This window comes from Brevibacillus humidisoli (assembly GCF_020923435.1).
Classification (GTDB): Bacteria; Bacillota; Bacilli; order Brevibacillales; family Brevibacillaceae; genus Brevibacillus_E; species Brevibacillus_E humidisoli.
Genome location: NZ_CP087263.1, coordinates 3,158,423 through 3,173,974, shown reverse-complemented (window position 1 = coordinate 3,173,974; position 15,552 = coordinate 3,158,423). Strand labels below are relative to the sequence as shown.

The following is a 15,552-nucleotide window of genomic DNA, read 5'->3' as shown; positions in this document are numbered from 1 at the left end:
CATATCAAAAGGGGGCATCAGAATGGTTCGGGGCTTCTCGCATTTCTTCGTTCGCGTCATGGAAAGGTATTTGCCGGATCCTTTCCTGTTTGCGACGATCTTAACTTTTGTGGTTTTCGGTACGGCGTGGATACTCACTCCCAGCTCGCCATTGCAGCTGGTCGATTACTGGGCGGAAGGATTGTGGAGCCTGCTGGTCTTTACGATGCAGATCAGTATCGCTCTGGTGACAGGCACTGCACTTGTACGAACCAAGGCTGTCACAAAAGGGCTTAATTTTCTCTCTTCCCTTGCCAAGACGCCGAAAGCGGCGTATGGGCTGACTGCTCTGATTGCAGGGGTGGCAAGCTTAGTCTCATGGGCGATTGGACTGGTAGTCGGGGCATTTGTTGCCCGACAGATGGCGCTTCGAGTAAAAAACGTTCATTACCCGCTGCTTGTCGCGTCTGCTTATTCGGGATTTGTGATCTGGCATATGGGCTATTCCAGCAGTGTGGCTCTCTTGATCGCGACGGAGGGACACCCGCTGGAACAGATGATTGGCATTATCCCTGTCAGCGAGACGATGCTCGCGCCTTTTAACGTAATTACCGCGCTCGCCATCTTGATTACGCTGCCATTTGTGATGATGCGGATGGCCCCAAAAGAGAGTGACGTGGTGACGATTGACGCCTCTTTACTAGCAAAAGAGGAGACCGCAGCCAGTGTCGCAGCGGTTCAGAAAACGGTGCCCACATGGGCCAGTAAAATAGAGCGCCTGCAGATCGTTAACCTGCTCATCGGCGTGGCCGGCCTGATCTATCTCATCCGTCACTTCTCCAATGGCGGTTCGCTTGATCTGAACATTGTGAATCTAAGCTTTCTTGTCGCCGGGATCCTGCTGACCAAGACACCGATCGAATATATAGCAAATGTCACCGAAGGCGGAAAATCGTTGGGACCGATCGTGCTTCAATTCCCCTTTTATGGCGGAATCATGGGTCTGATGACCAGCTCCGGCTTGGCGGCTATCGTAGCGGGATGGTTTGTCGCCATCTCAACGGCGGAGACGCTGCCGTTCTGGTCTCTGATTTGCGGTGGAATTCTGAATGTGTTTGTTCCCTCGGGAGGAGGCCAGTGGGCCGTCCAGGGACCGATCATGATGGATGCGGCGCTTCGCTTGGGCGCGGACCTGCCCAGGGTGGCGATGGGAGTCGCATGGGGGGATCAGTGGACCAATATGATTCAACCGTTTTGGGCGCTGCCTGCCTTGGCCATTGCGGGGCTAAAAGCGAAGGATATTATGGGCTATTGCGTGATCACGCTGATCATCAGCGGCGTGTTCTTCTCGTTAGGTATTCTGTTTTTATAATTTGCCTTTCGTACGAGTATAAAGGAGAAGCGGGATGCTTATTCTCCTTCCTTTTCTGACGCACCTCCGGCGTGGTTCCCGGACGGTGCTTTTTTTCTATTGAGGGTTCCAGACAAGTACCGATTTTTCCCTAAACAATTGTCTTACTTGATGACTGTTCGTTAAGATAGTACTTATTGAGCTGTTCTGAGAAACGATGGTGGAGCAGCAGACCGAATGGAGGGAGAGGAGATGCGGAAGCGTCTTCGCGAATTAGGGTATCAGGTCGGCCGGTATCAGCCCGGAAACCAGAATGCGATTGTCGATGTAGCCGGGGTGAGAGTAGGCCATGTCACGCTTAACCAGGATTTGCCCGATGGGCGAGCGGTTCGTACCGGTGTCACCGCGATTCTGCCGCATGGCGGCAACCTGTTTCGGGAAAAGGTGCCTGCCGCCTGTCATGTGATCAACGGTTTTGGCAAGACGACTGGCTTGGTACAGGTGGAGGAATTGGGACAGATCGAGAGTCCGATCCTGTTCACCAACACGCTCTCCGTCGGGGCAGTCCTGCACGGGGCGGTACAGTACCAGTTGGCGCAAACCCCGGAAATCGGCACGAGTGCCGGCACAGTAAACGTGATTGTCGGTGAGTGCAACGATGCCTATTTAAACGACATCCGTGGACTTCATGTGACGCCGGATCATGCGATAGAGGCGATTCGCAATGCCTCCCAGACCAATCTAGAGGAAGGGGCGGTCGGCGCAGGAGTTGGCATGTCCTGTCTCGGGTACAAAGGCGGGGTCGGCACTAGTTCCCGGCGGATCGACACAGGGGAGCAGGCGTATACAGTCGGTGGACTGGTGGTTAGCAACTTCGGAAGGCTGGCCGACTTGAACCTGTGGGGTTGGCTAAGTCCGCTGGCGAGGGATGAGCAAGCGGAGGAGCCCAACCGTGTCGGACGAGAGCAGCTCCGTCCGCAATCGAACACCAGTGAGGAACCGCTGCCCGATGGCTCGATTATGATCGCCTTGGCTACGGATGCGCCGCTTGATGCACGGCAGTTGAAGCGACTGGCCAAACGGGCTGTCTTCGGGTTGGCGAGGACAGGCAGTTATGCAGCCCACGGCAGCGGCGATATCGTGATCGCCTTTTCTACTGCCCGCAGGATCGCCACTCAGCGGGCAGATCAGTCCCGACAGGGTGAAAAGGATCCGCAAGCGGGCCAGCGTGAACAGGTTGAGCTGTTGCGAGAAGACGGGGAGACGATCAACCGCCTGTTTGAGATGGCGGCGGAAGTGGTCCACGAGTCGATCCTCAATTCGCTCTGCAAGGCCGCTGCCACAACCGGACAGTCAGGCCGCTACAGGGAAGCTTTTCCTTACGACTTGCTGGATCGGATGCGTTTTTTTGGTGTTGAGGGATGAGAGCAGGCATAGGTACTGGCGCTGCCGGAAGCAAAAGCACAGCGTGAACGAAGACGGAAGATCAGGAAGGGAAACGCGATGATACCGATTTATGCGCTGCGTGCATACAATTACTTTTACTTTTCACTGCTTGCCATTTTTATTTCGTTTTTACCGGTTTACCTCAATGGCCGAGGCATTTCACCTGCGGAGATCGGCCTTCTGGTAGGAGTCGGGGCTTTCGTCGGCATCATCTCCCAGCCGATTTGGGGAGTGATCAGTGACAAGTATCGGACGATCCGAAAAGTAGTGATCGTGGTTTTGGCTGTTTCCCTCGTGCTGGGAACCCTGCTGTTTCAGTTTTCCAACATTCTGCTGCTGTTGGTCTTTGTACTCCTGCTCTACTTTTTTCTGCTGCCCAGCGATCCACTGACGGAAAGTCTCAGCTACCAAGTGGCCCAGCAGCATCAGATCAGCTTCGGCTCGATCCGCATGTTTGGTGCGATCGGATATGCGACGGCTTCCCTGTTCATCGGATACGTCCTTGATTGGTTCGGGATAGGAAGTATGGCGGTGCTCTTCTTCGGTTATGCCCTGATTACCCTGCTGCTTGCCTTTGCCATTCCCGATGCGCCAGCGGCAGGCAAGCCCGTCTCCTTGGCCAGCTTGCAGCAATTCCTGTTTTATCCGAAAACACTGTGGTTTTTCTTGCTGGTGCTGATTGCTGCCATTCCGCATCGCACCAATGATGTTTTTCTGGGCGTATACATCCAGAGTATGGACGGCACCACAGGCATGGTGGGGCAGGCCTGGTTCCTCGCTTCCATGAGCGAGGTGGCTTTTTTTGCCGGCAGTGCGTGGTGGCTGCGCAAGGGGAAAGAACGGCAGTTAATCCAGGTCGCTGCCGTCGTGTATGTGTTGCGCTACCTGGCCTGTTCGCTGGTGACGGACCCGCAGTGGGTCGTCTATCTGCAACTGCTGCACGGGCTTACGTTTGCCGTCTTTTATCTGGCATCGATCCAATACTTGTATCAGATCGTACCCGAAGAATGGAGAGCGACAGGACAAACGGCGTTGGCCGTGATCTTCTTTGGCATCTCAGGGATTATCGGTTCGTTTGCCGGTGGTTGGGTATTTGACCGATTCGGCGGCTCTACTTTGTATCTGGTGATGTCAATCGGCTCTCTGCTCAGTCTGCTGTTCAGCACTACGGTGCCGAAGAATCGCTAGGCATACCCTGCTAGGGACACTTTCAAGTATGTGAACATACCAATCTGGCTAAAAAATTGATACCATAAAGAGCATGGGACACATCCTACACAAAGTTGGTGATCGCTGTTGTTGAAACTAACTGGTGAACGAGTCATACCCGAGTTGATGAAGCCCACCAACGGACTTTTGTTGGAGCATCTGGCCCGTTATTACTTTGCTACGCCTTATGTAGAGGGGCGGGTTCTCGATCTTGCCTGCGGTGTCGGCTACGGAACCCACATGATGGCCAAGACGTGCAAAAAAGAAGCAGCAGAAATCGTCGGTGTCGATGTAGATCCGGAGACGATTCAATATGCCAACAAGACGTACAACCATCCGTTGATCACCTATCAGACGGCAGACGCCTTGGACCCGGAATTGCCGCAGAAGCTGGGATTGTTTGATACGATTGTCAGTTTTGAAACCATTGAGCACCTGGATGACGACCAACGGTTTATGGCAAGTCTTTACGAGATGCTCCGTCCTGGCGGGACGCTCGTCTTGTCGTCGCCATTCGGGCAGGGAAGAGGGAAACCGTGCAGCGAACCGTTCCATGTCCATCAGTTCACGGAGGCGGAGTTTGCGGAACTGTTCCATGCGTTTCAGGAAGTAGAGCTCTATTATCAGCGGGGCGTGACAATCGAGCCGCCGCGGCGAGATGTGAAGTATTACCTGGGTGTCGCCGTATGCAAAAAATAAGCGGTAATGGCCCTGCCATTACCGCCTTTTCAGTACGGGAATCCAGATCTCACTTTTAAACGTCGGTGAGCTGATATCGTTGTGTTCATTCCACAGGATTTCAGGACCTTCTATCTGTTCGTAGCTGGAGGAGGGAAACCATTCGGCATAGATGCGTCCCCAGGTCTCCTGCAGCGTATCAGGAAATGGTCCGACAGCTTGGAATACAGCCCATGTTGAGGCAGGGACTTCCAGGTGGGCCAGGTGGTCCGGGCACACATTCGTCGTTGCCACGCCTATATAATGATCCAACTCCCCTTTTTCCTCCATTCGGCCCTCCGAAAAGTTGGTGGATGCTTGAATCAGTCCCGTAGGCTCCACATTGGAGAGCTGCTTTAGTGTAAGGATCGTCTTATTATCTAGCGTTTTCCACATAGCAGCAATCTCTGGATTGATCCCCTGGAATAGAATAGGCACTCTTTTTTTGATGCCAACGATGCGAAACGCTCCTTTTTCCTCGATGCGGTAGTTCATTTCTTTTCCTCCTTTAATTGACAACTGGAAGGTCATTGGCGGAAATGCTTTTAGTGATGGACCGCTATTTCTGGCTTCTGATGGCGTTACGCCGTGCAAACTTTGAAACGCTCTGGCAAACGAGTCGGGTGAGCTGTATCCATATTTGATCGCGATATCGATGATTCTCATGCTGCTGTGTGTAAGCTCAAATGCTGCAAGCGTAAGGCGTCTGCGGCGGATGTATTCCGATAGCGTGATGCCGGCGAGGAAGGAAAACATCCTTTTAAAATGATATTCCGAACAGAGAGCCAGTCTGGCCGCTTCTCTCAAGTCGATCTCGTTGGCGAGATTTTCCTCGATATAGGTGATCGCTTGGTTCATGTTCTTGAGCAAATCCATTGGATGACCTCCTTTGTCAATAGAATAGCAGGAGTGAAATCGACCCATCCGACATTTCGTGCACAATACTGCAGGATCTGTTCTTTATGGCTTTAGGGTAGGGTGTTAGGACGCAAACATGCAAGATTTTCTGATTTCACAAAATAAAAAGGGATTGACGAAGCGTACAAACGACTGTATGATGTTGCTATTACCAATTATGTTAGAGTGGAATACTCGGAATTGAATACCCTATTCTCTTATCGAGAGCAGGCTGAGGGACTGGCCCGATGACGCCCGGCAACCGACCGCACCTGCTGTGATCGCCACAGCAGACGGCACGGTGCTAACTCCTGCAGGAGCAATCCTGAGAGATAAGAGGCGGCGTCTCGTACGAACCACCTCTTTCCTCAGGGAAAGGGGTTTTTTCATTTCCGGTCGTTTCACTGCGAACACAGACAGACAAGGGGGAGCCTACATGTTGAAAAAATGGATGACACTACTTTTGCTGCTGGTGGTCGTGCTGGCCGGATGCACCAATGAACAGCCGCCGCTGCAGCAAGCCCAGACAGATCAGACCCAGACAGAGCCGCAACAGCAGGACTCGTCAACGACGGAGACGGCATCTACCGAATCGGGAGGAGAGACAGAATCGTCTGGCGCCAGTGCGGAGATTCCTGCAGCAGTCGACAAGCCGCTCAAGATCGCGCTGATCAGTGAGTTTTCGATCGGAACGTTCTCATCCCAGTATCAACAAGGGGTAGAAGAGCAGGTGAAGCGTTTTGGCGGTGAGCTGACCGTCTACAATGCGGACAACGATCTGGCCAAGATGGCGGCTCATCTGGACACGGCTGTCAATCAAAAGGTAGACGGCATCCTGATCAACCACGGTCGGGCGGAAGCGCTGCAGGCTGGAGTGGAGCGAGCCGTGCAGGCGGGCATCCCGGTTGTCTCCTTTGACAACGATCTTGATAAAGTGGAAGGCGTCACAATCATGGACCAGGATGATTACGGCCTCGCTTGGCAGGGACTGAAGAAGCTGGCACAGGACATAGACGGACAGGGGCAGATCGTCTACATCTGGGTTGGCGGATTCGCGCCGATGGAAAAACGGAACCGTGTCTACAACATCTTTCTGCAGCGTTATCCCAATATCAAGGAGATTGCCCGCTTTGGCTCAGCGACGGCCAATACGGCGCTCGACACGCAAGCCCAGATGGAAGCGATCCTGAAGAAGTATCCCAATAAAGGGGATATCGCTGCCGTATGGGCACCATGGGATGAGTTCGCCAAAGGGGCGACCCGCGCGATCAAGGCAGCCGGACGGACAGAAATCAAGGTGTACGGGATTGACCTGTCCGACGAGGACTTGCAGATGATTCAGGAAGAAGGCAGTCCGTGGAAAGCATCAGCCGCAACCGATCCGGCCGATATCGGCCGCGTACAGACCCGCTTCCTGTACCAAAAAATCGCCGGGGAGAAAACACCGAAGTACTTCTCGCTTGATCCTCATCTGGTGGAACAGGAAAAATTGCCGGATACGCCAATCAACATGGACGAATTGCCGAAGTACGTCAATGGCTGGGGAAAAAGCGACGCTGCCATCTCGCCCTGGATGTCGACACTGGAGAGCAAGAATAGCGACTAGCGCTTGACATAATGACAAGACTGACCGAAAAAGGAGGACGTGGGATGAAAAGCTCCCTGTTGGAGATGAGACAGGTATCCAAGTGGTACGGGGACGCTGCCGCCCTCCAAGGCGTCGATTTTGCGGTTAGAGGCGGAGAAGTGCATGCCCTGCTCGGTGCTAACGGCGCAGGAAAAAGCACACTGATGAAAATTCTCTCAGGTGCCCAGACAGCCAGTGCGGGAGCGGTCATCCTGGATGGTGAGCCGCTCACCCTCGGTACGCCCCGCGCGGCCAAGCAGGCGGGCATCCACCTGGTACAGCAGGAAGTGGATACCGGACTGATTCCTTCCCTCAATACGGCAGAAAACATCCTGCTGGATCGGCAGGTGTCGCGCTCCGGTTTGTTCGTCTCTCCTTGGCGGCTGGTGGGGGAAGCACAGCGCATCGTGGATGAATGCGGCTTTTCCCTCCCGTTGACTACTCAGGTAGAACAGTTGACCTTGGCTGAAAAGCAGTTTGTGCTGATTGCGCGGGCTGTCGCGCAGGACGTGCGCTTTGTCATTTTTGACGAACCTACGGCACCGCTTAGTCTTAGAGAAGCGGAGGCGCTGTTTGCCTTGATCGGACGGCTGAAGCAGAGAGGGATCGGCGTCGTCTACATTTCCCACCGCTTGTCAGAAGTGTTTCGCATCGCCGATCGGATCACGGTGCTGCGAGACGGTCAAAATGTCCTGCAGCGCACAGTGGGCGACACAGACATGGACGAGGTCGTAGCGGCGATGTTGGGCAAACGTTTTGCCGAGGAATTCCCCAAGGAGCCGACTGAGCGGGGAGATCTTTTGCTAGAAGTCAGCGGCTTGCGGGCGGGACACAAGGTGAAGCGATTCGACCTCAGGCTGCATGCGGGAGAAGTGGTGGCGGTCGTTGGCCTGGTAGGCGCCGGCAAAAGTGAGACGGCGCGTCTCCTGTTTGGTGCCGATCGCATGGAGGACGGACGGGTTTGGCTGAGCGGACGGGTGATCAGCTGCCGGACACCGATGGAGGCGATCTGGCACGGGATTGTACTGGTGCCGGAAGAACGGAGACAGCACGGTGTGCTGGTGGAGGAAACGGTGAAGGACAATCTGACGCTGGCCAATCTGGCAGCGTACTGTACAGCGGGCGTCGTCCAGCGTGGCACGGAAACGAGCAGAGCGGCGTCAATGGTTGAGCGGCTTGGCATCAAGGCGGCGGGGTTAGATCAACTCGTCGGCCGGCTGTCCGGCGGCAATCAGCAGAAAGTGGCCGTCGGCAAGTGGCTGCTGCGGGATGCACAGGTCTACATGTTTGACGAGCCGACCAAAGGGGTCGACATCGGGGCCAAAAGCGATATTTTCCGGCTGATCAATCAACTAGCCGCCGAACAAAAGGGAATCGTCTACTTCTCCAGTGAGATCGATGAGGCGATGGGGATTGCCGATCGTCTGCTGGTGATGGAGAATGGACGAATCGTCAAAGAGTGGGAGCGGAGCGAGTGGATCAGTGGAGCGGTAACACCAGAGACAGTGATGTTGTATGCAAGTGGAGGTGAAGCGGATGGAAGCGAATCCTGAACAGCAAACGTCTGTAATCGGCGGCTCATCCGATCCGTCTGATACGGCGGCAGAGAAGAAGGCTTCGGGCAAACAGAAGTTGACACCGTTTGTCCAGCGATATGGATCGCTTGCGGCCATTGCCGCCGTCATTCTCTTTTTTAGTATTGTGAACGAGAATTTTCTCACGTATGCCAATCTGGCTGATATTCTACGGTCCATCTCGATCGTTACGCTGGTTGCGATTGGCGTTACCTTTTCGCTGATTGTAGGCGGATTTGACCTGTCTGTCGGCTCGATTGTCAGTGTCTCCACCGTCTTGTCGGCATCGCTGATGGTATGGTACCGGCAGGAACTGTTGGTGGCGATCCTGCTGCCATTGCTGGTCGGACTGGTGATCGGACTGGTCAACTCCCTGTTGGTCGTCCGCGTGCGGATTCCCGACATCCTGGCCACGCTGGTCACGATGTACATCTTTCAGGGGATCCATCTCAGCTATACAAAAGGGTTTTCCATCTACAACAACATGCCGATGGAAGATGGAAGTACCGCTCCAGGCATTATCATTCCGTCCTTTTTGTTCATTGGACAAGGCAAGCTGTTTGGCATTCCTGTACCGGTGATTTTGATGGGTGTGGTGGTTGTCCTGGTTCATCTCTTTTTAACCTATACCCGGTACGGCCGGTTTCTCTACGTCACAGGCGGGAATATCGAAGCGGCCCGCCTCTCTGGCATCCCGGTGAACCGCTACCGGACGTTGGCTTACCTGTTGTCAGCCTTTTTTGCTTCTTTGGGCGGTATCGTGCTGGCTGCCCGGATCGGTACCGGTCAGGTTATGGCGGGAGCGCCGCTGTTGATGGACGCGGTGGCCGCTGCCTTTATCGGGTTTTCCATCTTTGGTCAGGGCAAGCCCAACGCCTTTGGAACGTTTTGCGGCGCCGTGTTGATGGGCGTGATGATGAACGGATTGACCATGCTCAACGTCCCCTATTACGCGCAAGATATCGTCAAAGGGGTCGTACTGGCCGGAGCACTGGCGTTTACCTATCTGCCCAAGTGGCGGAAAGGCTGACAAGGCGAAAAATGGCACAAAGCGGTGCCCTCGTACAGAAGATGGAATGAGGGCATGCCCTTTTACTGCGTCTCTACTGCACGCCAGTTTTTCCATTCTGACGTTGGGCGCCATAGATATCTCTTGATTCAATACCTGGTGCGTACACTTCCCATACCTAGTGTGTACCCAAATGAGACCCAATGCCGGAGTTCACCGCTGATCTGCTCGTGTTGGCGACGGACTCCTTCTTTGTCCGTCCTGGCAGAGCTGTTCAATAAGCTGATGGTCAGGCAGCGGCGTAGATGAGGCTGTAGAGAGCTTACTCTGCTTCGTCCCCGAAGTACTGTGTCATCTCCTCGGTAGCACTGGTTTGTGGGTAATCGACAGCATCTTCGGCAGGCTTGGCAGCATCTGGGGATGATCTGACAGTATCTACGGCAGGTGCCGCAACATCCACGGAAGGTCTAGCAGCCTCTCCGACAGCTTTTGACGTATCGTCCTGTTGCTCATCCAGGTTGGTCCGCATCCGGAAAAATGGGCCGGGGGAGTGCTCCACGATCAGCCGATCGTTCAGTTCGGCAAAGTCGGGCAGCGACAGTTCCTCCGCTTTCTGTTTCTCTTCCATCTGTACACTCCTTTCTGGGTGCCTGTTGGATAGCGTTCCCGTTTTGGTTAAGCGGACTTGATGGGGATTGCTGGAAGTCACATGCATGATGCACTCGGTAAAGACGACCAGTTTGTGGTACAATGAGGCGGAGTAAGCGACTGTGAGGATACGTGAGGGATTGCAGAATCTGGGGAGCTTGCGTATCATGCCTGGAATGATTCGAAGGGAGGAATCGCAGTGGATCAGCCGAACAAGCCGCTCGTACCGGAACTGGAAGAACTGGTTTACAAGTTTACCGAACTGCTGACAGGCGAAGCGACTCCGGAGCGGGTGGAAATGGTCAAGGTATGGTGTCTCTACAGCCATATGCTAAAGGTGATGCCGCAGCTCATCCAACATTGGGCGAGCGAACCGGATCATCAGGAAGCACGCGGCCAAATCAAACAGATGGTGGAGCAGATCAAGCAGTGGAACGCAGAAAAGAACCAGAATCCGAGCAACGGCTCTCTTCCGCAGTGAAGGAAGAGAGTCTCTCTATTCCTTTCTATTACCATTGATTTTGCTTGTGTTTAGTGCTACTATATTTTTTGCCGCTCATTTTTGATTCACAACGGAAAAACCTCTTGACTTTCTGGTGTAAAGCTGTTATGATCTATTAATGTCGGCAGTTGATATGCTGCTCGATACGAGAGCAGATACAACAATGGATACGTGCCCTTAGCTCAGCTGGATAGAGCGTTTGACTACGAATCAAAAGGTCGGGAGTTCGAATCTCTCAGGGCACGCCATTTTCTTTGAGTCGGGAAGTGGCTCAGCTTGGTAGAGCGCTTGGTTCGGGACCAAGAGGTCGCAGGTTCAAATCCTGTCTTCCCGACCATTGTTTCATTATTTCTATTATTGGGCCGGTATGGCGGAATTGGCAGACGCGCGCGACTCAAAATCGTGAGGGAAACCGTGGGGGTTCAAGTCCCTCTACCGGCACCATCAAACGTTGATATGACGCTGATTGTACGTATGTTCAGTCGGCGTTTTTCCGTTTAGTGGTCCGGGAAATAATAGGCGGTCATGATGTGTATATTCGCGACCAGCCGCGCGCGACAAAATCGTCTCTCCAACGGAACGAATACGATCGCGGGCGATGGTATTTGACACGAAGAAGACGGAACCAATTACCGGACCGAGGCTTTGAACCGTTACAGAAACCGATGCACCTTGTCGATGATTTCGAAACGGCGCTCCAGGTGTTTCTGCGCGATTATAAAATCCGCAACATCAATGAACTTACGATCCGGTTTTATCGAGGTCGATTGACAAATGCAGCGGAATATCTTAGCCGGTAATATCGTGCTTATAAAATGGATTCACCTCGCTTTATTAATAACCCACTTAACGAAAAGAATAAGCATCATGAAGAAAGATACCGTCGCAAGCAATAACCCCGTTACGTCTGCTCCGAAAGAAAACCCGTAGTCATAGGCTTTATATTCCATATAACCAATGAATACAGCAATAATCAAGACATGCACGCCCACTGAAAATATAAATGCTTGTAAGATTGATTTACTCATTTTAACTCCTTTCCTAACTCAACTTGTCAAGATTCACCTAGTTCCTCCTATACATATAGCTTTCCTTCCCCTACTTTCACACTGGTTCCGCCAACTTTCACTTGTTTGTACTCATGACCATGCTTCACAACGGTAATATCGATTAGGCTTGGCCTGCCCATTTCCAACCCTTGCTCGCTGCGAATCTCGTATACGCCTTGTACAGCAGGAGGGACAACGCCATGCTCAACCAGGTAGACTCCAAGGGGTCCACTCGCCCCACCTGTCGCCGGATCTTCTCTGATCCCCATCGCCGGAGCGAACATTCGACTGTGGACGTCGGAGTCCGCGTTTTCCGTTTCCACAGCAAAAGCGAAGATATGCCGGGTATGCTCATCGGTGGCAAATCCCTCCTGCCAAACATCCGGTCTAAAATGGATCCGGCGCATGGCCGCGAGCGATTGAACAGGAATAAACAGAAAGGGTACGCCTGTCGACACGGTTTGGATCGGCAAATCCTGGCGTATGTCTTCAACCGCTAACGAAAGCAGTTCCGCAGCCGATTGTTTATTGTGAAATACTTCCCCAAAGACGGGTGTAGGCTGGAACATCTCGATTTTTCCGATACGCCCATTTTCTTTCTGTACGATCACCGTAATGTCGCCAACACCCTCTTCAAAAACCCACACGTTCTCTCCTTCCACCGTCTCGATCAAGCCTTCATTTGCCAAAACATAGGCTGTTCCAATCGTCGGATGGCCGGCCATCGGCAATTCGATATCGGGGGTAAAAATTCTCAGCTTTCTATGATGGCGTGCGTGATCTGGCTCATATACGAATACGGTTTCTGAAAGATTCAGTTCTCTGGCGATGGCCTGCATTTCTCCCGTGCTTAATGCAGGCGGTTGCGTGAAAACGGCAAGCTGGTTGCCGCCAAATATTCGATCTGTAAATACGTCGGTCAGCGTGTAAGCTAATGTTCTCATCTAGGCATCTCACCTTTATCGGGCTGAAAATTCCTTTATATTCATCTTATATCCGAGCTTTATATGAATCAAATGAATCATTATAATATCATAAATGAAAATTATTTATATATAAGGTGAGATAAGATGACACTGGTGCAATTGGAAGTGTTTCAGAGCATTGTGGAGACGGGCAGCTTTACAAAAGCCGGCGAAGTTTTGGGTCTAACTCAATCAGCTGTCAGTCACGCGATTGCGGGATTGGAGTCAGAGTTTGGGTTTACCCTATTCAAAAGAAGCCGTTCAGGAGTACTTTTGACCGATGAAGGGCAAAGAATGTCCAGCTACGTGCAACATATATTGCAATTGACGCAGAAAATAAAACAAGAAGCGGCTGCAATTGCCGGATTGGAGACCGGCACTGTAAGGGTCGGCGTATTCCCGAGCGTTGCCGCACGATGGTTGCCTTCGATGATGAAACAATTCCAATCCAACCATCCTGCGATCAAGATAAAATTGTTTGAAGGCGGTTATGAGGAGATTCAGAACTGGATCTCTAGTTTTGCTGTCGACCTTGGCTTTCTGTCTCTGCCTGCCGAAGTCGCGTTCGATACCGTACCGTTGGTAAAAGATCGACTGGTTGCCGTATTGCCGAAACAGCATGAACTCGCCGCTAGGGACCAGCTTCGTGTGGAAGAAATTGCGAACGAACCGTTTATAATGCCAAAAGCTGGGTGTGATGCCCTCGTGAAGCAGCTTTTCCAGAAAAACCGCCTGAAGCCTAACGTTGTGTTTGAAGTGGCGGACAACCAGGCTATTGTTTCCCTCGTACAAGCCGGATTAGGGGCGACGATCCTGCCTGAAATGACGATATCTCCTGGCCAATACCAGGTAGTTGTCAAATCGTTGGATGAGCAGGTCTTTCGGGAAATTGCCATCGCCGTCACCTCGCTGGAGACCGTTTCGCCGGCTACGCGAGCGTTTATCGAAACAGCCAAACAGTTGATGAAAGAGATGGAATGAGCCGAAATATTTTGTCTCTCGATCGATCCTTGCACATTGGAGCCGAATTGTCTATTATAGATATTACAACTCCATAATAATAATGATCTTAGGCAGCGAGGAGGGAAACATGCAGTTCTCTAAAAGCACCGATTATGCCCTGCACGCCTTACTTCATTTGGCTAACTCGGAGCGCCGCTACAACATCGGAATCAAGGAGTTAGCTGCGATGCTCGGCGTTTCAGAAAGCTACTTATCCAAAATCATGTCCAAACTGAGGCAGGATGGAATCGTACGTGCTGTGCCGGGGGTGAAAGGCGGTTACGAGCTTGCGCGACAGGCCGGTGAGATTACGTTTCTTGATGTTATTCAAGTGATTGAAGGGAGACAGCATCTGTTCGAATGCTCCAACTTGAATTCGCAGCAGCATCGGTTGTTAGCCGAAGCGAAAGGTGCCGAACGGATTGGGAACGGCCTGGGCAACGGCGAATGTCTGGTTAAAAAGGTGATGGACGGCGCGGAACAACATCTGCATCAATACTTGCGGGAACAGACAATTCAGTCAGTACTGGATGAGGCTAACAAGCGTTGCAACCATGAAGTGGACAAGAAGTGATACACTTCTTGTACGTTAATTATGGATATTGTAGATCCGTGGAGGTGTATTAATAATATGGAAAAACAACTTCTCGATGTAGTGATTATTGGCGCAGGCCCGGCAGGGTTGAATGCCGCCCTTGTGTTGGGGCGGGCGAGGAAAAATGTGGCGGTGATCGATGAAGGCCGTCCCCGCAACGCCGTGACTCGCGAGGCCCACGGCTTTCTTACTCGCGACGGAATAAGTCCCAGTGAATTTCGGCGAATGGCAAAGGAAGAGATCAGCGCCTATCCCTCCGTGTCTTTCGTGGCGGATACGGCCGTGTCGATTGCGGGGACAGACGGTCATTTTCAAATTACGACTGCGCAAGGAAACACTTTTACAAGCAAAAAGCTGCTGTTTGCCGTCGGAATGAAGGATCGACCGCTGGACATTCCTGGATTAGCAGAGGTTTATGGAAAAAGCGCCTTCGTCTGCCCGTATTGCGATGGCTGGGAATTGAGAGACCAGCCGCTTGTCGTCATTGCCAAGGGGGGCGATGCCATGCACTTCGCTCCACTCATATCTGGATGGACGAACCGTTTTACCATCTGCACGAACGGCCCCGATGAGCTGACGGACACACAGCGCGAGGAGCTGCGTCGGCATCGCGTCCCCGTATACGAATCGCCCATCCGGTCCATCGACTCAGACGCCGGTATTGTGCAGCAAGTAGTTCTCGAAGACGGAACGACCATTCCGTGCAGGGGCATCTTTTTTAAACCGAATCTGGTTACGGGATCGGACTTGCCACGAGCCATCGGATGCAACATCACGGAAACGGGAATGGTTGTCGTCGATGACTTCGGGAAAACGAATGTTCCGGGCGTCTACAGCGCCGGGGATGCGGCTTTGCGGCTGCATCAGGCCATTGCTGCCGCCTCCATGGGCGCATTTGCCGCCGCGGCCATAAACAATGAACTGAATATGGAGGCTTGGAGGCGGAACGGATGAAGATTATTGCGACAGGTATGACAGGTAA

At 52.6% G+C, this 15,552-nt stretch carries 15 protein-coding genes, 3 tRNA genes and 1 riboswitch; of the genes, 14 read left to right on the top strand and 4 right to left on the bottom strand.

Features of this window, described 5'->3' with window-relative positions; translation table 11 throughout:
- Positions 1-22: 22 nt before the first annotated feature.
- From LOK74_RS15605 to LOK74_RS15590, 4 genes are all read left to right on the top strand, one after another.
- Positions 23-1,351: a short-chain fatty acid transporter gene (locus LOK74_RS15605; RefSeq protein ID WP_230042941.1), complete on the top strand. Its 1,329-nt coding sequence runs from the start codon at positions 23-25 to the stop codon at positions 1,349-1,351.
- A gap of 231 nt (positions 1,352-1,582) precedes the next feature.
- Positions 1,583-2,755 (top strand): DmpA family aminopeptidase, encoded by a 1,173-nt coding sequence (locus tag LOK74_RS15600; protein WP_230042940.1) that lies wholly within the window; start codon positions 1,583-1,585, stop codon positions 2,753-2,755.
- 78 nt (positions 2,756-2,833) lie between these two features.
- Positions 2,834-3,964 (top strand): MFS transporter, encoded by a 1,131-nt coding sequence (locus LOK74_RS15595; protein ID WP_230042939.1) that lies wholly within the window; start codon positions 2,834-2,836, stop codon positions 3,962-3,964.
- A 108-nt stretch (positions 3,965-4,072) separates the two neighbouring features.
- The gene (locus LOK74_RS15590) at positions 4,073-4,684 is read left to right on the top strand and encodes a class I SAM-dependent methyltransferase (RefSeq protein ID WP_230042938.1); all 612 of its coding nucleotides are present in this window, start codon (positions 4,073-4,075) and stop codon (positions 4,682-4,684) included.
- Positions 4,685-4,702: 18 nt separating this feature from the next.
- Here the strand turns inward: LOK74_RS15590 and LOK74_RS15585 are convergent, their stop codons facing one another.
- Positions 4,703-5,578, bottom strand: coding sequence for an AraC family transcriptional regulator (locus tag LOK74_RS15585; protein WP_230042937.1), 876 nt, complete (start codon positions 5,576-5,578; stop codon positions 4,703-4,705).
- Between the two features lie 236 nt (positions 5,579-5,814).
- Positions 5,815-5,938, top strand: a riboswitch (SAM riboswitch).
- Between the two features lie 97 nt (positions 5,939-6,035).
- Here LOK74_RS15585 and LOK74_RS15580 point away from each other — a divergent pair.
- From LOK74_RS15580 to LOK74_RS15570, 3 genes are read left to right on the top strand one after another with little or no spacing between them, the layout of a single operon-like run.
- Positions 6,036-7,205: a sugar ABC transporter substrate-binding protein gene (locus LOK74_RS15580; RefSeq protein ID WP_230042936.1), complete on the top strand. Its 1,170-nt coding sequence runs from the start codon at positions 6,036-6,038 to the stop codon at positions 7,203-7,205.
- Positions 7,206-7,249: 44 nt separating this feature from the next.
- Positions 7,250-8,779: a sugar ABC transporter ATP-binding protein gene (locus LOK74_RS15575; RefSeq protein WP_230042935.1), complete on the top strand. Its 1,530-nt coding sequence runs from the start codon at positions 7,250-7,252 to the stop codon at positions 8,777-8,779.
- The gene (locus tag LOK74_RS15570) at positions 8,763-9,830 is read left to right on the top strand and encodes an ABC transporter permease (protein WP_230042934.1); all 1,068 of its coding nucleotides are present in this window, start codon (positions 8,763-8,765) and stop codon (positions 9,828-9,830) included. The genes LOK74_RS15575 and LOK74_RS15570 overlap by 17 nt, the downstream gene beginning before the upstream one ends.
- A 301-nt stretch (positions 9,831-10,131) precedes the next feature.
- Here the strand turns inward: LOK74_RS15570 and LOK74_RS15565 are convergent, their stop codons facing one another.
- A complete protein-coding gene (locus tag LOK74_RS15565) occupies positions 10,132-10,437 on the bottom strand; it encodes a hypothetical protein (protein ID WP_230042933.1) in 306 nt (101 codons plus the stop codon).
- Positions 10,438-10,656: 219 nt separating this feature from the next.
- Between LOK74_RS15565 and LOK74_RS15560 the strand changes: the two genes are divergently transcribed.
- The 4 genes from LOK74_RS15560 (at position 10,657) to LOK74_RS15545 (ending at position 11,403) form a co-directional block, all read left to right on the top strand.
- The gene (locus LOK74_RS15560; protein WP_230042932.1) at positions 10,657-10,938 is read left to right on the top strand and encodes a DUF2573 family protein; all 282 of its coding nucleotides are present in this window, start codon (positions 10,657-10,659) and stop codon (positions 10,936-10,938) included.
- A 192-nt stretch (positions 10,939-11,130) separates the two neighbouring features.
- A tRNA-Arg gene (locus LOK74_RS15555) sits at positions 11,131-11,207 on the top strand.
- Positions 11,208-11,219: 12 nt separating this feature from the next.
- Positions 11,220-11,296, top strand: a tRNA-Pro gene (locus LOK74_RS15550).
- 24 nt (positions 11,297-11,320) lie between these two features.
- Positions 11,321-11,403 (top strand) — tRNA-Leu (locus LOK74_RS15545).
- Between the two features lie 377 nt (positions 11,404-11,780).
- Here the strand turns inward: LOK74_RS15545 and LOK74_RS15540 are convergent.
- Both LOK74_RS15540 and LOK74_RS15535 read right to left on the bottom strand, forming a co-directional pair.
- The gene (locus LOK74_RS15540) at positions 11,781-11,987 is read right to left on the bottom strand and encodes a hypothetical protein (RefSeq protein ID WP_230042931.1); all 207 of its coding nucleotides are present in this window, start codon (positions 11,985-11,987) and stop codon (positions 11,781-11,783) included.
- Positions 11,988-12,034: 47 nt separating this feature from the next.
- Positions 12,035-12,952 (bottom strand): PhzF family phenazine biosynthesis protein, encoded by a 918-nt coding sequence (locus tag LOK74_RS15535; RefSeq protein WP_230042930.1) that lies wholly within the window; start codon positions 12,950-12,952, stop codon positions 12,035-12,037.
- A gap of 126 nt (positions 12,953-13,078) precedes the next feature.
- Here LOK74_RS15535 and LOK74_RS15530 point away from each other — a divergent pair, with 126 nt between their 5' ends.
- From LOK74_RS15530 to LOK74_RS15520, 3 genes are all read left to right on the top strand, one after another.
- Positions 13,079-13,954 (top strand): LysR family transcriptional regulator, encoded by an 876-nt coding sequence (locus tag LOK74_RS15530; RefSeq protein ID WP_230042929.1) that lies wholly within the window; start codon positions 13,079-13,081, stop codon positions 13,952-13,954.
- Positions 13,955-14,063: 109 nt separating this feature from the next.
- Positions 14,064-14,549, top strand: coding sequence for an RrF2 family transcriptional regulator (locus LOK74_RS15525; RefSeq protein ID WP_230042928.1), 486 nt, complete (start codon positions 14,064-14,066; stop codon positions 14,547-14,549).
- A 57-nt stretch (positions 14,550-14,606) separates the two neighbouring features.
- Positions 14,607-15,524: an NAD(P)/FAD-dependent oxidoreductase gene (locus LOK74_RS15520; protein WP_230042927.1), complete on the top strand. Its 918-nt coding sequence runs from the start codon at positions 14,607-14,609 to the stop codon at positions 15,522-15,524.
- Positions 15,525-15,552: the final 28 nt, after the last annotated feature.

Coding starts and splice junctions, on each gene's coding strand:
- LOK74_RS15605 (WP_230042941.1), top strand. CDS start 23: ATGGTTCGGGGCTTCTCGCATTTCTTCGTTCGCGTCATGGAAAGGTAT.
- LOK74_RS15600 (WP_230042940.1), top strand. CDS start 1,583: ATGCGGAAGCGTCTTCGCGAATTAGGGTATCAGGTCGGCCGGTATCAG.
- LOK74_RS15595 (WP_230042939.1), top strand. CDS start 2,834: ATGATACCGATTTATGCGCTGCGTGCATACAATTACTTTTACTTTTCA.
- LOK74_RS15585 (WP_230042937.1), bottom strand. CDS start 5,578: ATGGATTTGCTCAAGAACATGAACCAAGCGATCACCTATATCGAGGAA.
- LOK74_RS15580 (WP_230042936.1), top strand. CDS start 6,036: ATGTTGAAAAAATGGATGACACTACTTTTGCTGCTGGTGGTCGTGCTG.
- LOK74_RS15575 (WP_230042935.1), top strand. CDS start 7,250: ATGAAAAGCTCCCTGTTGGAGATGAGACAGGTATCCAAGTGGTACGGG.
- LOK74_RS15570 (WP_230042934.1), top strand. CDS start 8,763: ATGGAAGCGAATCCTGAACAGCAAACGTCTGTAATCGGCGGCTCATCC.
- LOK74_RS15565 (WP_230042933.1), bottom strand. CDS start 10,437: ATGGAAGAGAAACAGAAAGCGGAGGAACTGTCGCTGCCCGACTTTGCC.
- LOK74_RS15540 (WP_230042931.1), bottom strand. CDS start 11,987: ATGAGTAAATCAATCTTACAAGCATTTATATTTTCAGTGGGCGTGCAT.
- LOK74_RS15535 (WP_230042930.1), bottom strand. CDS start 12,952: ATGAGAACATTAGCTTACACGCTGACCGACGTATTTACAGATCGAATA.
- LOK74_RS15530 (WP_230042929.1), top strand. CDS start 13,079: ATGACACTGGTGCAATTGGAAGTGTTTCAGAGCATTGTGGAGACGGGC.
- LOK74_RS15525 (WP_230042928.1), top strand. CDS start 14,064: ATGCAGTTCTCTAAAAGCACCGATTATGCCCTGCACGCCTTACTTCAT.
- LOK74_RS15520 (WP_230042927.1), top strand. CDS start 14,607: ATGGAAAAACAACTTCTCGATGTAGTGATTATTGGCGCAGGCCCGGCA.